Here is a 16,341-nt window from a genome sequence, read left to right as displayed (position 1 = left end):
TGTACAGTTTGATTCTGTACCGCGTCAAAGATTGAATTGTAAAGGGTTCTATCCTATAATTAAAAACGTTATTTCAAAGTTCGGTGCAGCATTTTTGATATCAGGATTTTGCAAAATTTTTTTGCAAAATCCTCTTATACACGAGGAGGTTTTTGTATGAACATTTCCACGGAAGATGTCCGTCACGTAGCCAAGCTGTCCCGGTTGAATCTGACCGCAGCCGAGGAAGACACGATGACAGGGCAATTGAACGCCATTCTCCATTATGCGGAGAAGCTGAATGAGTTGGATACGGAAGAGGTAAAACCGACCACTCATGTGCTGCACGTCAGCAATGTCATGCGGGACGACGAAGTTCGCGAAAGTTTGACACACGAGCAAGTGATGCGCAATGCGCCTGAAGAAGAAGACGGACAGTTTAAAGTTCCTGCTGTTCTGGAATAGATTTCACATTTGAAAGGAGGATGCAAATTGAGCTTGTTTGATCATACATTGCCGGAAATACATAACAAGCTGCATCAAAAGGAAATTTCCGTGAGTGACCTGGTGGGTCACGCTCTGGAGACGATTGGTGCGCGGGAAGACAAGATCAAGGCCTACATTACGATTGACGAGGAGCAGGCACGTGCGTCCGCACGTCAGCTGGACGATCATCTGATCTCGGGAGAGGAACGAGGGTTGCTGTTTGGCCTGCCAGTCGGCATTAAGGATAACATCGTGACAGAAGGGCTGCGTACAACATGCGGCAGTCAGTTTTTGAAGAATTTTAATCCTGTATACGATGCAACGGTAGTTGGCAAATTGCGTACGGCGCAAACCGTGACACTGGGCAAAATGAACATGGACGAATTCGCCATGGGCGGCTCTAACGAGAACTCTAGCTTCTTCCCGGCACGAAATCCTTGGGATCTGGAACGCGTTCCCGGCGGCTCCAGTGGCGGCTCGGCTGCGGCTGTAGCCGCGGGCGAGGCTTATTTCACTCTCGGCTCGGATACAGGTGGATCCATTCGCCAGCCTGCGTCCTATTGTGGCGTAGTGGGCTTGAAGCCAACCTATGGTCTGGTATCACGTTTTGGCCTGGTAGCCTTTGCTTCCTCTTTGGACCAAATTGGACCGATTACGAAAAATGTTCAGGATTCGGCGTACGTCCTGCAAGCCATTGCAGGCTATGATCAGAAGGACTCCACTTCTGCGAAGGTAGACGTTCCTGATTACTTGAACGCTTTGACTGGAGATGTAAAAGGGCTTCGTATTGCTGTACCTAAGGAGTATCTGGGTGAGGGTGTCGATCCACAGGTCAAGGAAAAGGTGCTGGACGCACTGAAAACGCTGGAAGGACTGGGCGCGGTATGGGAAGAAGTTTCTCTTCCGCACACCGAATATGCGGTAGCCACATACTATCTGCTGGCTTCATCCGAAGCATCGTCCAATCTGGCCCGTTTTGACGGTGTACGCTATGGCGTACGTGCAGACAATCCAGACAACCTGCTGGATTTGTACCATCAATCCCGCACGCAGGGCTTTGGCCCCGAGGTGAAGCGCCGGATTATGCTGGGCACCTATGCGCTGAGTTCCGGGTACTATGATGCTTACTACTTGAAAGCTCAAAAAGTGCGTACACTGATCAAACAGGATTTTGATCGTGTGTTTGAACAATATGATGTCATTATTGGACCTACTGCGCCGACCACGGCTTTTAAAATCGGTTCGCAAGTGGATGATCCATTAACGATGTATTTAAACGATATCTTGACGATTCCGGTGAGCTTGGCTGGAGTGCCAGCCATCAGCATCCCTTGTGGTCTTGCAGATGGATTGCCGGTTGGACTGCAAATTATCGGAAAAGCCTTTGACGAGTCTTCCGTGCTGCGTGTAGCGCATGCATTTGAACAAAATACCGAATTTCACAAGCAGCGTCCGCAGCTGTAATTTGCCGAAAAGGAGGGAACCTATTTATGTCTACAACTACATCCAAATATGAGACGGTCATCGGACTGGAAGTCCATGTGGAACTGCATACGAAGTCTAAAATATTTTGCGGATGCTCGACATCCTTCGGAGCACCGCCAAACTCGCACACATGTCCCATTTGTCTTGGACATCCGGGGGTACTGCCGGTATTAAACCGTCAGGCCGTTGATTATGCGATGAAAGCGGCGATGGCGCTTAATTGTACGATTGCTGATGTGAGCAAGTTTGACCGCAAAAACTATTTTTACCCCGATTCACCCAAGGCCTACCAAATCTCGCAATACGATCAGCCGATCGGCGAGCATGGCTGGATTGATATTGAAGTGAACGGTGAGACAAAGCGTATCGGTATTACCCGACTGCATCTGGAAGAGGACGCAGGCAAATTAACACACGTCGATGGCGGCTATGCGTCTTTGGTTGATTTTAACCGTGTCGGTACACCGTTGGTCGAGATCGTTTCGGAACCGGAAATATCTTCACCGGAGGAAGCCAAGGCTTACTTGGAAAAGATACGTGCCATTATGCAGTATTGTGACGTATCCGATGTGAAGATGGAGGAAGGCTCGCTTCGCTGCGACGCGAACATCAGCCTTCGTCCGCATGGACAGCAAGAGTTGGGTACTAAAGCAGAGCTGAAAAACATGAACTCCTTCCGTGGCGTACAGCGCGGATTGGAGTATGAGCAGTTCCGCCAGGAGCAGACGCTGGAGGAAGGCGGAACGATTGTACAGGAGACACGCCGTTGGGATGAAGCTCAAGGCAAAACCCTGTCCATGCGCGGTAAGGAACAGGCGCATGACTATCGTTATTTCCCGGACCCGGATCTTGTTACGCTGCATATTGATACAGAATGGAAAGAACGCATTCGTGCTTCGATTCCTGAATTGCCTGACCAACGTAAAGCACGCTACACCTCGGAATATGGTTTGCCTGAGTATGATGCACAGGTCATTACGTCTTCCAAGCCACTGGCGGATTTGTTCGAGGATAGTCTTCAATACACGAAGGATGCCAAAGCAGTATCCAACTGGATTATGGGGGATTTGCTCGGCTATTTAAACAGTGTCGGTGTGGAGCTGTCACAGGTTAAACTGACAGGTCGGGGCTTGGGTGAAATGATCGGGCTGTTGGAGAAGGGAACGATCAATAGTAAAATTGCTAAAACAGTCTTCAAGGAAATGCTGGAGAGTGATAAACTGCCACAGCAAATTGTTGAAGAAAAAGGGCTTGTGCAAATCAGCGACGAGGGTGCGATCCTGACGATCGTAGAGCAGGTTGTAGCGGCTAACCCGCAGTCGGTTGAGGATTACAAAGCTGGCAAGCAGAAGGCCATCGGATTCCTGGTTGGTCAAGTAATGAAGGAGAGCAAGGGCAAAGCAAATCCTGGCCTCGCCAACAAGCTGCTGACCGAAGTGTTAAACCGCTAATGGCATAGATTTGAAAGGGGCTTGTCTTAATAGGGACAGGTCCCTTTTTGTATAGGCCCTGTTAGAGTTGCTGTATGGAATTTGGAAGCGCAATGACATGCTACGAGTTTTCCTATAGAAAACAGTAATATAGCTGCCCTGTTGAATAAAAGGAGGGATACAGCATGATTAGCATATGTCCATTGGAAGATGATGAAATGGTCAGTCAGATATGGCGTCTTCAGCATATCGCCTACAGGCTGGAGGCTGAGCGGATCGGTTTTGATGCAATACCACCCCTTTTGGATACGTTTGATACGCTGCGAAGCTGCGGAGAGACATTTTATGGCTGGATTGAGGAGGGCGACCTGTTAGGGGCGCTGGCGGTGCAGTCTGAGTCACCCGACTCGCTCACTCTTACACGTATGATGGTTCATCCCGATCATTTTCGCAAAGGGATTGCCGACTCCTTAATGAAGCATGTTTTGAATGAATATCATCATATACCGCTGTTTATCGTAACTACAGGAACTTTAAATGCTCCTGCAGTGGCCCTTTATCGAAAACATGGTTGTCGCCCCGTATCGGCGGTGGAGGTGGCTCCGGGCGTGGAGTTAACCACATACCACCTGCATAACGTGAAATAGCACTCAAATAGCCTTACTAGCACAGAAACCACGAACCCGGCGAGGGAAGTACAACATAACCGGAGAAGGGAGCTTTATGGATAATCCTTGGGTTATAGACAATTCGCATATCATTTTACGGCTTTTGCTGTCCATGCTCCTCGGTGGATGCATTGGCTTTGAGCGCGAGCGTTCAAAGCATGCGGCTGGTTTGAGGACTCATATTATGGTCAGTCTCGGCTCGACGCTTATTATGCTGCTCTCCATTTACGGCTTTGCCGATTTTATCAAGGAAGCAAATGTACGTATTGATCCGGCTCGCTTGGCTACGGCTGTGATTACGGGAGTGGGTTTTTTAGGCGCTGGAACTATTATATTTACAGGCAAGTCCATCACTGGTTTAACGACAGCAGCCTCTATCTGGGTCGTAGCAGCCATTGGCCTTGGAGTCGGGGCAGGTTTTTATTTTCCATCTATTGCGGCGACTGTACTTGTATTTCTAAACTTATGGGTGTTTAACAAAGTTGAATTGCGGTATATGCGTGGACGACAAGCTCATCTTATAACATTGTACGGATTGTCATCCCATCAATTGCTGGAGCAAATTTCGACTTATTTAGAGCAAGAAAAAGTGGAAATACGTAAAATAGTGATTAAAGAGCATGAGAATGTCCCTTTTCACGAACTGCATCCAAATCGGCAAAGCATGGAGGTTTCCTTGGAAGTGCTGGTTCGCCGCGAATTTAATCCGGTGCGTATTGCTGCCGATCTCAGGCAGTGGGAGGATGTAGCGGCAGTTTCCGTGGAATGAGGGTTTAACATAATTTTTCCAGTTACTCTTGAATCCGATTGGGGTACTATCTAACCATTGGAGGATTTGCTGCGGATCACGCATGGAATTCAAGGGGGAGGATGGCATGGACTCGGAACAACCGATACTGTCTGGAGAGGGACAACAGTCACCGGAGCCGGAACAGCAGGAACATCCCAAACAGGGTAAACGTTTTAAATACGCTAAATTTCGCAAAGGTATTTCTATTATAATGGCAGCATTGTTACCCGGAATGGGGCATCTCTTTTTGGGGCTATTCATTAGAGGGCTTACTTTTATCGTATTGCTTTTGTTAGATACTTTTGCGATGCTGTATGTTGTTTCTGACGGCTTGAGGATTAACATTCCGTTGCTTATTTTGCTCGGCTTGTTCATTCCTGTTTTATATTTTTATAATGTATATGACGTGTTACAATCAGCGGATTATATGGTTCGCTATCGCCGTAAGCCAGATCGTAATGCACAGATGGATGCACGAGGACAGCGAAGCAGTCCATTTTATGCTTGGGAGAAAGGCTTGTTTTTTGCCGTGCTGCTCGTGGTGGGTGGCGGACTTATGATTCTGTTTCGTATGAAACCACGCTGGCTGGGCAACTTTTTCGAGGATTATGGCTTTTTGACGCTAGCTATTTTATTAATGCTGATCGGACTATTAGCCTTTTTGCGAGAAGTCGGCTTGTCGGTCAAGCATAAAAAGGTAAAAGAAAGAGGGTGAAGCTGGCTTGCACCGCAAAATAAGAGTCGGGCGCTACACCTCTTCGCTTCTGGTGATGGCTGTAGGTGTTCTGCTTATCCTGGATGTTGTCCAGCATACCGAATATATGCTTTTGCTCCTCGTATGGTGGCCCGTTATTTTTGTGCTGTGGGGACTGGAGTATCTGGTTTTTTTTGGGGTTTACTACCGCAAGGAGGGCAAGCCCGACAACGGACGGCGTTTCAGACCTGATCTGAAGGGAATTGTCTCCGCATTGGTAGTGACTGCTGCTGTTTTTACCATGACCCAACAAAATCATTATATGTACCTGTGGAACCAGGTTAGTTTGAATCTGACCACGGCGTCCATGGATTTTAGTCAGGCGAAGGGAAACCGATATGATATGGGCGGCGTCCTGGTGCCTGTAACGATGCAGACGTCCGATTTGATAGTTGATTCGGTCAATGGCGATGTAACGCTGATCAGACGACCTGTATCCAATGTAGAGGTACGTGCGACCTTGTGGGTGGATCAAGCGCCTGCTGCCGAAGCGGACAAGATTGCTCAAGCCTCCTCGCTGACTTCTACAGATGGCAAGACCATTCAGATTCGTCCGGAGGTACAGTCATACGGAGCATCGAGCAGACGTCAGCCCCGTACGAATATGCTAATTACAGTGCCGGAGGATCGGCGATTTAATATGCAGATCAGAACCTCCAACGGGGATATTACCCTGAACGGAGTAGATGCCATCGACAGCATCCGGCTTGAGAGCGGAAATGGGAATCTCACGGTTAATGGTGCTATCGGCAATGTCAAAGGAGTCACCTTGAACGGTCAGGTCAAACTGCATCGTATCACTGGAGATGTAGATATTCGAACCAATCGCGGCGATATGCAGGCAGGGGATATTGAAGGAACAGTTGCGCTGCGCACGATGATAGGCGACATCCAGCTTGCCCGCTCGGAAGGTGATATTACGGTTGATACTCAAAACGGTGACATGAACGTTCTGAATCCCACAGCAAAGCTGAATGCAAATTCGCTTAATGGTGGGATCAAAGTTCATAGCGAGCAGGTAGGCGGAGATTGGAAAATATACAGTGCCGTCGGTGATATTGCATTGGACCTTCCGTCGAATGGTGACTTTCAGTTGGAGGGGTCCAGCAGTTACGGTAACCTTCGATCAGACTTCCCTTTTAAAATAGACAGTAAAAGTATCTCAGGCCAAAATGGGACAGGTAAGTATACGGTCAACGTGGAAGGCAACAGTAATTTAACGATCAAAAGGCTACTGATGCCATCGCTACCTGGCTTGGACGAGTCAGTAGGACCGAATATACCTGATGCATCAAAAACGCCTTCGGCTGAATCTCCCGCTACCGGGGCCTCCAACGAGACATCCAACGATAATGCAGTGCGTTGACAAGAAACTTGAATTGACCGTACAATGTGGATAGACCTTATAACATGAATAGAATGTAAAATGGTTGTAATAAAGCGAATAGTAAGTAAGGGATAAGGCGGTGGACATATATGGCAGCTCGCGTCCAGCATGCTTTGGAACTTCTAAAGAAGACAGGTGTACGCATAACACCCCAGCGCCATGCCATATTAAACTATTTGATGGAATCTATGGGGCATCCGACCGCAGATGAAATATATCGTGCGCTCGAATCCAAGTTTCCAAGCATGAGTGTGGCTACGGTTTACAATAACTTAAAGATGTTTATAGAAGCGGGTATGGTACATGAGTTGACCTATGGAGATAACGCCAGTCGTTATGATGCCAATGTTTCGGAGCACTATCATATCATTTGTGAAAAATGCGGAAAGATTGAGGATTTCAGCTATCCGTACTTGGCTGATGTGGAACACCATGCCTCGTTGGAGACAGGTTTCGAAGTGCATGGACATCGTATGGAGTTATACGGAGTGTGCAAAGCTTGTATGAACAAGGAAATTCAGCGAAACAAGGAATAGATTTTTTTTTGGTACGATATGTATATATTGTAATGGGTTGGAAACGTGAGAAATTCCCCACAAGCGGGGATTTACCGCGTTTTTTTGTTTAAATAACTTTTGTTTAAGTAACCAGTTCAGTTTACGTTATCCTGTAATTCAAAGTTCCGACAATGGAGGTTGAATATTGGCCAGAAATCATTCCAGACGCCGCCGTAAACGTTCACGTTTCAAAGGGGCAGCAAGCTTGCTATTGTTCGCAGCGATCATCTGCGCAATTACTGTCGTATGGTTCGGTAATCCACTGCATGAAAAACCCGATTGGCAAAGCAGTGTCCGTCCTATTTTTATCCAGGGAAAGCTGACCGGGTATGAAGCCCAAAACTCAGGCAAGAACATGCTGGTACCGCTCAAATTTGTGCAAAGTAAAATTGATCCTGCGATCCGTTATGAGGGCGACAGCCAAACTATTATTTTGGCTACGAGGCAAAATTTGCTGCATATGACCGTTTCAAAGCCCCAAGGGGAATTGAATGGAACATCATATACGCTCAGCGCAGCTCCCCAGATTATTAGTGGATCAGTTTATATACCTATGCAAGCTGTCCGTGAAGTGTATGGTGTATCCGTTCATGAAGACACAGTGACGGGTGCAGTTATCCTGATGAAAGCCGGAGAGAAAGTCAGACTGGGGAACGTGGAGAAGAAGGATGGACGACAGGATGCCAAAATTGCTTTGCGTAAAGAAGCCTCCAGCCTGTCTTTTATTTTGACGGATATACCTCAACAAACGAAGGTGCGTATTTGGTCCAAGCAGGCTGATTGGTATTTTGTTCAACTGGATAACGGCTACGCTGGATATGTGCAGGCAGCCAATGTCTTTGAAGGAGAAGAGCTTGCGGTTGCTCCGGCTAAAGATACTCCATCTATCTCCGAGAAGCACTGGGAGGGGAGACCTGTGAACCTCGCCTGGGAGGCTGTTTACAATCGTAAACCCGATCCTTCCAAATTTGGCCCTATGCCTGGAGTGAATGTGGTAAGCCCCACCTGGTTCAGTGTCATAGATAATGAGGGCACCGTACAAAGCAAAGCGGATCCTGCCTATGTCAGTTGGGCGCATCGCAAGGGGATGGAAGTATGGGGCTTGTTGAGCAACAGCTTTAATCCTGAATTAACGACAGAGGCCTTGTCTAGCTTTGAACGACGAAAGTCGATTATAGATCAGATAATTACACTTGCCGAGGAAAATGGTCTGGACGGTATCAATATTGACTTTGAAAATGTTCATACGAAGGATGGACCCAATGTCACCCAATTTTTGCGAGAGCTTAAGCCGATGGCTCGTGAACATGATTTGATATTGTCTATAGATGTGACACCTAAGTCTCAAAGTGAAATGTGGTCTGCTTTTCTGGATCGAAAATCATTGGGTTCCATTACGGATTATCTCATGGTTATGGCCTATGATGAGCATTGGGCAGCCAGCCCGAAGGCTGGTTCTGTCGCCTCGCTGCCGTGGGTGGAAGCGTCGATCAAGCGAATCATTCAGGAGGATGAAGTACCATCTCAAAAAGTTGTCTTAGGCATTCCGCTATACACTCGTGTATGGTCTGAAACATCCAAAGGGGACAGCATCAAGGTTAGCTCTAAATCACTTGGTATGGAGTCGACAGCAGCGATTATCGAGAAATTTAAGCTGAAACCTAAATTCAGAGCGTCAGAAGGCCAGAACTATGTCGAGTATAATGAGGATGGCGTTGTAAAAAAGATTTGGCTGGAGGATCGTATATCCCTGAAAGCGAGGGTGCAACTCGCCAAGTCATTGAAGCTTGGAGGAATCGGTGTTTGGAACCGAACCTTTGCGGATGAAGCCGCTTGGGATACTTTAAAAGAAATAAGTAAATGAGGAATTTGCAAAACCTGAAATAAAATATAAAATTTATAGAATTGAAGAAGGAAGTTTCTTTTTTATGTAGAAATGTTCACATATATCTAAATTTAGCGGTAATGGCCGCCTTACAGGTATGGAGGGAGAAGTGCAGCTAACCAAATTAAGCTTGATGTATGATGAATTGTTGCAGGAGGATTCGATCGGCATTATTTTGTATAGAAAGCCGAGCGAATATTTTCATGGAACCATGCTATACGATTTGGATGAACTCATACTAATTATTGGAGAAATCCGGAAGCCAACCTGTTCCATTCAGCATTTACTGATTAATGGATTAAGGTGTCAGGTGTTGTACGCAACACTGGATTGTCTGAAAGCGTGGATTATCGCCGGTGAACATCCCAACATAATAGATTATTTACTGGAAGGCCGCATCCTGTGGGAGCAGGATGAAAGGGTCAGCCTTTTAAGGCGGGAAATTATCGAATTCAACGACCCGTTACGCGAGCAAAAGCAATTTCATGAATTTGCCCGTTTTCTGGCTAATTACGTTCATGGTAAAAGAGCGATGCGAGAAGGTCGGATTATTGACGCTCATCAGAGTATTCTGAAGGCGTTGGATCATTGGGCATCCATTGAGCTTATAGAGCGAGGGATTTATCCAACGGTTCACTTGTGGGTTCAGACACAGCCGTTGGATCGAACGATCTACAAGCTATACAACGAACTCACGTTAAGTACGGAAACTCTTGAGCAGCGGGTTGAGCTTGTGCTGCTTGCTTGCGAATTTTCAGTGATGTCTAAAATGGAGGGGTGCTCAGCACTACTATTCCGCATTTTAGGCAGCAGACGGGAACCTTGGTCCATAGGTGAGCTTATTAATCATCCTGAGCTAAAAAATCTTCAACTGGATCTTACCGTAGTGCTACGTAAGCTCGTATACCGCTCATTGATCAGAGAATCGGCTGGCGGGAATCTCAGGAATCGCGGAAACCATATTGAATTACGTTATTCCCTTATTTAATGGATACATCGAATCAGTGGGAGGAAAATCCGTTATAACGGATTTTTCTTCCTTTTTTTATGCGTAATAGAACCACATTGACGATCAAAACATAAAAATTGTCGTTAAAGGTTGACGAGTTTATAAAAGATATGCTAAGTTATAACTCGCCCCATTAAACAGCATGAATAATTTAGACCTGTTTACAGCAGGATAAATATGTTGCAAACAAGCATGAAAATAAAATTTTGAAAAATGCTTGACGTAAAATGAGGTTATGTGTTACATTATTTAAGTCGCCGCTGAGACGCGGTGGTGAAACGAAGTAAGGCAAAAGCAAGATATGATGTAGGTTTGATCTTTGAAAACTGAACAACGAGTGAGTACGGATTTTGCTTGCAAAATCCAACGCTGAGATTTTGGTACATGCCGTCAGGCTGTATAAAATGGAAGCGAACAATGAGATATTTTATCTCGTCAGTTTCAAAATGAGCGAATCGCTCTTTCTATAAACCAGCTTCGGTTGGTCTTTAATGGAGAGTTTGATCCTGGCTCAGGACGAACGCTGGCGGCGTGCCTAATACATGCAAGTCGAGCGGGGTTGTTTGAGAAGCTTGCTTCTCAAACAACCTAGCGGCGGACGGGTGAGTAACACGTAGGCAACCTGCCCCTCAGACTGGGATAACTACCGGAAACGGTAGCTAATACCGGATACATCCTTTCCCTGCATGGGGAGAGGAGGAAAGACGGAGCAATCTGTCACTGATGGATGGGCCTGCGGCGCATTAGCTAGTTGGTGGGGTAAAGGCCTACCAAGGCGACGATGCGTAGCCGACCTGAGAGGGTGATCGGCCACACTGGGACTGAGACACGGCCCAGACTCCTACGGGAGGCAGCAGTAGGGAATCTTCCGCAATGGGCGAAAGCCTGACGGAGCAACGCCGCGTGAGTGATGAAGGTTTTCGGATCGTAAAGCTCTGTTGCCAGGGAAGAACGTCTTGTAGAGTAACTGCTACAAGAGTGACGGTACCTGAGAAGAAAGCCCCGGCTAACTACGTGCCAGCAGCCGCGGTAATACGTAGGGGGCAAGCGTTGTCCGGAATTATTGGGCGTAAAGCGCGCGCAGGCGGCTCTTTAAGTCTGGTGTTTAATCCCGAGGCTCAACTTCGGGTCGCACTGGAAACTGGGGAGCTTGAGTGCAGAAGAGGAGAGTGGAATTCCACGTGTAGCGGTGAAATGCGTAGATATGTGGAGGAACACCAGTGGCGAAGGCGACTCTCTGGGCTGTAACTGACGCTGAGGCGCGAAAGCGTGGGGAGCAAACAGGATTAGATACCCTGGTAGTCCACGCCGTAAACGATGAATGCTAGGTGTTAGGGGTTTCGATACCCTTGGTGCCGAAGTTAACACATTAAGCATTCCGCCTGGGGAGTACGGTCGCAAGACTGAAACTCAAAGGAATTGACGGGGACCCGCACAAGCAGTGGAGTATGTGGTTTAATTCGAAGCAACGCGAAGAACCTTACCAGGTCTTGACATCCCCCTGACCGGTCTAGAGATAGGCCTTTCCTTCGGGACAGGGGAGACAGGTGGTGCATGGTTGTCGTCAGCTCGTGTCGTGAGATGTTGGGTTAAGTCCCGCAACGAGCGCAACCCTTATGCTTAGTTGCCAGCAGGTCAAGCTGGGCACTCTAAGCAGACTGCCGGTGACAAACCGGAGGAAGGTGGGGATGACGTCAAATCATCATGCCCCTTATGACCTGGGCTACACACGTACTACAATGGCCGGTACAACGGGAAGCGAAAGAGCGATCTGGAGCGAATCCTAGAAAAGCCGGTCTCAGTTCGGATTGCAGGCTGCAACTCGCCTGCATGAAGTCGGAATTGCTAGTAATCGCGGATCAGCATGCCGCGGTGAATACGTTCCCGGGTCTTGTACACACCGCCCGTCACACCACGAGAGTTTACAACACCCGAAGTCGGTGGGGTAACCCGCAAGGGAGCCAGCCGCCGAAGGTGGGGTAGATGATTGGGGTGAAGTCGTAACAAGGTAGCCGTATCGGAAGGTGCGGCTGGATCACCTCCTTTCTATGGAGAATCGTTTCCTGCAACGGAAACATTCAAATATGAAGCGTAAGCTTCAAACACTTACTCACTCGTTGCTCAGTTTTGAGAGCTCAAACTCTCTAGCTTCGACGAATGTTTCATTCACACATCCGTGTGGAACCGAAATATTCATCGGGTTTCGCTTCTTTGAAGCGAATTGCACCTTGAAAACTGGATACCGAAACGAAATTGCGTTTTAGAATATTCCTTTACGCTGATCTTGTGTAAACAAGTGAAATAAAGGTAGCTGCCTTGAATTTCATTCACACATTCGTGTGGAACCGAAATTCAAAGCAAATCGCATTTACGAAGTAAATGCTAGGTTAAGCTACAAAGAGCACACGGAGGATGCCTAGGCGCCAGGAGCCGACGAAGGACGTGGCGAACAACGATAAAGCCTCGGGGAGCTGTAAGCAAGCTTTGATCCGGGGATGTCCGAATGGGGAAACCCGGCTGTCTTCATCGACAGTCACTTTCTGCTGAATACATAGGCAGAACAGAGGCATACCAGGGGAACTGAAACATCTAAGTACCCTGAGGAAGAGAAAACAATAGTGATTCCGTCAGTAGCGGCGAGCGAACGCGGATTAGCCCAAACCAAGGAGCTTGCTCCTTGGGGTTGTGGGACGTCTCACATGGAGTTACAAAGGAACCGGTTAGATGAAGAGGTCTGGAAAGGCCCGCCAGAGAAGGTAAAAGCCCTGTAGTTCAAAACCTGTTCCCTCCGAGACGGATCCCGAGTAGTGCGGGGCACGTGAAACCCCGTATGAATCCGGCAGGACCATCTGCCAAGGCTAAATACTCCCTGGCGACCGATAGTGAAGCAGTACCGTGAGGGAAAGGTGAAAAGCACCCCGGAAGGGGAGTGAAATAGATCCTGAAACCGTGTGCTTACAAGAAGTCAGAGCCCGATCTATGGGTGATGGCGTGCCTTTTGTAGAATGAACCGGCGAGTTACGTTCCCGTGCAAGGTTAAGGTGAAAAACTGTAGCCGTAGCGAAAGCGAGTCTGAATAGGGCGACTTGAGTACGTGGACGTAGACCCGAAACCGGGTGATCTACCCCTGTCCAGGGTGAAGGTGCGGTAACACGCACTGGAGGCCCGAACCCACGCATGTTGAAAAATGCGGGGATGAGGTGGGGGTAGCGGAGAAATTCCAATCGAACCCGGAGATAGCTGGTTCTCCCCGAAATAGCTTTAGGGCTAGCCTCGGAATAAGAGTCGTGGAGGTAGAGCACTGATTGGGTGCGGGGCCCGCAAGGGTTACCAAGCTCAGTCAAACTCCGAATGCCATAGACTTGGTTCCGGGAGTCAGACAGTGAGTGCTAAGATCCATTGTCGAAAGGGAAACAGCCCAGACCATCAGCTAAGGTCCCCAAGTGTGTGTTAAGTGGGAAAGGATGTGGAGTTGCACAGACAACCAGGATGTTGGCTTAGAAGCAGCCACCATTGAAAGAGTGCGTAATAGCTCACTGGTCGAGTGACTCTGCGCCGAAAATGTAACGGGGCTAAACACGCCACCGAAGCTATGGCTTGATACTTAGGTATCAGGGGTAGGGGAGCGTTGAATGCGGGTTGAAGGTGTACCGTAAGGAGCGCTGGACTGCATTCAAGTGAGAATGCCGGTATGAGTAACGAAAAGATCTGTGAGAATCAGATCCGCCGAAAGCCTAAGGGTTCCTGAGGAAGGTTCGTCCGCTCAGGGTAAGTCGGGACCTAAGGCGAGGCCGAAAGGCGTAGTCGAAGGACAACAGGTCGAAATTCCTGTACCACCGTAATCCGTTATGAGCGATGGGGTGACGCAGTAGGGTAGTGACGCGGACTGATGGATGTCCGTCTAAGCAGTGAGGCTGGTGTGTAGGCAAATCCGCACATCGTAAGGCTGGGCTGTGATGGGGAGCGAAAATTGTAGTAGCGAAGGTCATGATCTCAGACTGCCAAGAAAAGCCTCTAGCCAGGAGAAGGTGCCCGTACCGCAAACCGACACAGGTAGGCGAGAAGAGAATTCTAAGGCGCGCGGAAGAACTCTCGTTAAGGAACTCGGCAAAATGACCCCGTAACTTCGGGAGAAGGGGTGCCTCGGTAGGGTGAATAGCCCGAGGGGGCCGCAGTGAAAAGGCCCAAGCGACTGTTTAGCAAAAACACAGGTCTGTGCGAAGCCGCAAGGCGAAGTATACGGGCTGACGCCTGCCCGGTGCTGGAAGGTTAAGGGGAGTGGTAAGTCCTTTTAGGGCGAAGCTATGAACCGAAGCCCCAGTAAACGGCGGCCGTAACTATAACGGTCCTAAGGTAGCGAAATTCCTTGTCAGGTAAATTCTGACCCGCACGAATGGCGTAACGACTTGGGCGCTGTCTCAACGAGAGATCCGGTGAAATTTTAATACCTGTGAAGATGCAGGTTACCCGCGACAAGACGGAAAGACCCCATGGAGCTTTACTGCAGCTTGATATTGAATTTGGGTACGATCTGTACAGGATAGGTGGGAGCCTGAGAGACTTGAGCGCCAGCTTGAGAGGAGGCATCCTTGGGATACCACCCTGATCGTATCTAGGTTCTAACTTGGTACCGTGATCCGGTGCGAGGACAGTGTCAGGTGGGCAGTTTGACTGGGGCGGTCGCCTCCTAAAGAGTAACGGAGGCGCCCCAAGGTTCCCTCAGAATGGTTGGAAATCATTCGAAGAGTGCAAAGGCAGAAGGGAGCTTGACTGCGAGACCTACAAGTCGAGCAGGGACGAAAGTCGGGCTTAGTGATCCGGTGGTACCGCATGGAAGGGCCATCGCTCAACGGATAAAAGCTACCCTGGGGATAACAGGCTTATCTCCCCCAAGAGTCCACATCGACGGGGAGGTTTGGCACCTCGATGTCGGCTCATCGCATCCTGGGGCTGAAGTAGGTCCCAAGGGTTGGGCTGTTCGCCCATTAAAGCGGTACGCGAGCTGGGTTCAGAACGTCGTGAGACAGTTCGGTCCCTATCTGTCGTGGGCGTAGGAAATTTGAGAGGAGCTGTCCTTAGTACGAGAGGACCGGGATGGACGTACCGCTGGTGTACCAGTTGTTCCGCCAGGAGCACCGCTGGGTAGCTATGTACGGAAGGGATAAGCGCTGAAAGCATCTAAGCGTGAAGCCCCCCTCAAGATGAGATTTCCCAGTATGTAAGACCCCTTGAAGACGACGAGGTAGATAGGTTGGGGGTGGAAGTGCAGTAATGCATGGAGCTGACCAATACTAATCGGTCGAGGGCTTATCCTAAAGATAGAACGCAATGGAGTTTCGGATCCAGTTTTCAGGGTGTAATACCTTGAATGAATTTTTTATTCCCTGATAGCTCAGTTGGTAGAGCACTCGACTGTTAATCGAGTTGTCACAGGTTCGAGTCCTGTTCGGGGAGCCATATGGAGAGGTGTCCGAGTTGGCCGAAGGAGCACGATTGGAAATCGTGTAGGCGCCAAAAGCGTCTCGAGGGTTCGAATCCCTCTCTCTCCGCCAGATATTATTTTTTGTATGGCCCGTTGGTCAAGCGGTTAAGACACCTCCCTTTCACGGAGGTAACAGGGGTTCGATTCCCCTACGGGTCATTAATTACTGTATAAAAGAGCTTGAAATAAAAAAATTATAATGGTATAATATGTGAAGTGTCGCATTGTGGAGGCTTAGCTCAGCTGGGAGAGCATCTGCCTTACAAGCAGAGGGTCGGGGGTTCGAGCCCCTCAGCCTCCACCATTTGAAAAATAAATACTTATTATTGTCGCGGGGTGGAGCAGTTCGGTAGCTCGTCGGGCTCATAACCCGAAGGTCACAGGTTCAAATCCTGTCCCCGCAATTAATTTCCTTAAGGAAATCCTTTT

Annotated in this window: 10 protein-coding genes, 5 tRNA genes and 2 rRNA genes; all 17 read left to right on the top strand. The window is 48.5% G+C overall.

The annotated features are described in order from the left end of the window. Positions 1-156: 156 nt before the first annotated feature. The 17 genes from gatC (at position 157) to NST83_RS20650 (ending at position 16,316) form a co-directional block, all read left to right on the top strand. Entirely contained in the window at positions 157-444 is a 288-nt protein-coding gene (gene gatC / locus NST83_RS20730) for an Asp-tRNA(Asn)/Glu-tRNA(Gln) amidotransferase subunit GatC (RefSeq protein WP_044644442.1), read from the top strand. 27 nt (positions 445-471) lie between these two features. After that, complete coding sequence (gene gatA, locus NST83_RS20725) at positions 472-1,929, top strand: Asp-tRNA(Asn)/Glu-tRNA(Gln) amidotransferase subunit GatA (RefSeq protein WP_342415512.1); 1,458 nt, start codon at positions 472-474, stop codon at positions 1,927-1,929. 26 nt (positions 1,930-1,955) lie between these two features. After that, on the top strand, positions 1,956-3,401 hold the full coding sequence (gene gatB, locus NST83_RS20720) for an Asp-tRNA(Asn)/Glu-tRNA(Gln) amidotransferase subunit GatB (protein WP_342415511.1): 1,446 nt from the start codon (positions 1,956-1,958) through the stop codon (positions 3,399-3,401). 164 nt (positions 3,402-3,565) lie between these two features. Then, positions 3,566-4,027, top strand: coding sequence for a GNAT family N-acetyltransferase (locus NST83_RS20715; RefSeq protein WP_342415510.1), 462 nt, complete (start codon positions 3,566-3,568; stop codon positions 4,025-4,027). A 76-nt stretch (positions 4,028-4,103) separates the two neighbouring features. After that, entirely contained in the window at positions 4,104-4,817 is a 714-nt protein-coding gene (locus NST83_RS20710) for an MgtC/SapB family protein (protein ID WP_342415509.1), read from the top strand. Between the two features lie 82 nt (positions 4,818-4,899). Further along, on the top strand, positions 4,900-5,553 hold the full coding sequence (locus NST83_RS20705; RefSeq protein WP_342415508.1) for a hypothetical protein: 654 nt from the start codon (positions 4,900-4,902) through the stop codon (positions 5,551-5,553). A gap of 7 nt (positions 5,554-5,560) precedes the next feature. Further along, the gene (locus tag NST83_RS20700) at positions 5,561-6,958 is read left to right on the top strand and encodes a DUF4097 family beta strand repeat-containing protein (protein WP_342415507.1); all 1,398 of its coding nucleotides are present in this window, start codon (positions 5,561-5,563) and stop codon (positions 6,956-6,958) included. A 110-nt stretch (positions 6,959-7,068) separates the two neighbouring features. Continuing rightward, entirely contained in the window at positions 7,069-7,515 is a 447-nt protein-coding gene (perR, locus tag NST83_RS20695; RefSeq protein ID WP_137060235.1) for a peroxide-responsive transcriptional repressor PerR, read from the top strand. A gap of 166 nt (positions 7,516-7,681) precedes the next feature. Beyond that, the gene (locus NST83_RS20690) at positions 7,682-9,400 is read left to right on the top strand and encodes a glycosyl hydrolase family 18 protein (RefSeq protein WP_342415506.1); all 1,719 of its coding nucleotides are present in this window, start codon (positions 7,682-7,684) and stop codon (positions 9,398-9,400) included. Between the two features lie 130 nt (positions 9,401-9,530). Beyond that, positions 9,531-10,409, top strand: coding sequence for a nucleotidyltransferase-like protein (locus tag NST83_RS20685; protein WP_342415505.1), 879 nt, complete (start codon positions 9,531-9,533; stop codon positions 10,407-10,409). 509 nt (positions 10,410-10,918) lie between these two features. Beyond that, positions 10,919-12,476: ribosomal RNA gene (locus tag NST83_RS20680) — 16S ribosomal RNA — on the top strand. 339 nt (positions 12,477-12,815) lie between these two features. After that, positions 12,816-15,745 (top strand): 23S ribosomal RNA (locus NST83_RS20675). The 16S and 23S rRNA genes sit together here with 5 tRNA genes alongside, the layout of an rRNA operon. A 66-nt stretch (positions 15,746-15,811) precedes the next feature. After that, positions 15,812-15,887: transfer RNA gene (locus NST83_RS20670), tRNA-Asn, on the top strand. A gap of 3 nt (positions 15,888-15,890) precedes the next feature. Next, positions 15,891-15,982 (top strand) — tRNA-Ser (locus NST83_RS20665). Between the two features lie 17 nt (positions 15,983-15,999). Then, positions 16,000-16,071: transfer RNA gene (locus tag NST83_RS20660), tRNA-Glu, on the top strand. A gap of 69 nt (positions 16,072-16,140) precedes the next feature. After that, a tRNA-Val gene (locus NST83_RS20655) sits at positions 16,141-16,216 on the top strand. Positions 16,217-16,242: 26 nt separating this feature from the next. Further along, positions 16,243-16,316, top strand: a tRNA-Met gene (locus tag NST83_RS20650). The last annotated feature ends 25 nt before the right edge of the window (positions 16,317-16,341 follow it).

The sequence above is a fragment of the Paenibacillus sp. FSL R10-2782 genome (assembly GCF_038592985.1).
GTDB classification, from domain to species: Bacteria; Bacillota; Bacilli; order Paenibacillales; family Paenibacillaceae; genus Paenibacillus; species Paenibacillus terrae_C.
Note: the sequence above shows the minus strand (reverse complement) of the source record. Positions and strands in the feature narration are given on the sequence as shown.

Coding starts and splice junctions, on each gene's coding strand:
- NST83_RS20715 (WP_342415510.1), top strand. CDS start 3,566: ATGATTAGCATATGTCCATTGGAAGATGATGAAATGGTCAGTCAGATA.
- perR (WP_137060235.1), top strand. CDS start 7,069: ATGGCAGCTCGCGTCCAGCATGCTTTGGAACTTCTAAAGAAGACAGGT.
- gatC (WP_044644442.1), top strand. CDS start 157: ATGAACATTTCCACGGAAGATGTCCGTCACGTAGCCAAGCTGTCCCGG.
- NST83_RS20710 (WP_342415509.1), top strand. CDS start 4,104: ATGGATAATCCTTGGGTTATAGACAATTCGCATATCATTTTACGGCTT.
- gatB (WP_342415511.1), top strand. CDS start 1,956: ATGTCTACAACTACATCCAAATATGAGACGGTCATCGGACTGGAAGTC.
- NST83_RS20705 (WP_342415508.1), top strand. CDS start 4,900: ATGGAATTCAAGGGGGAGGATGGCATGGACTCGGAACAACCGATACTG.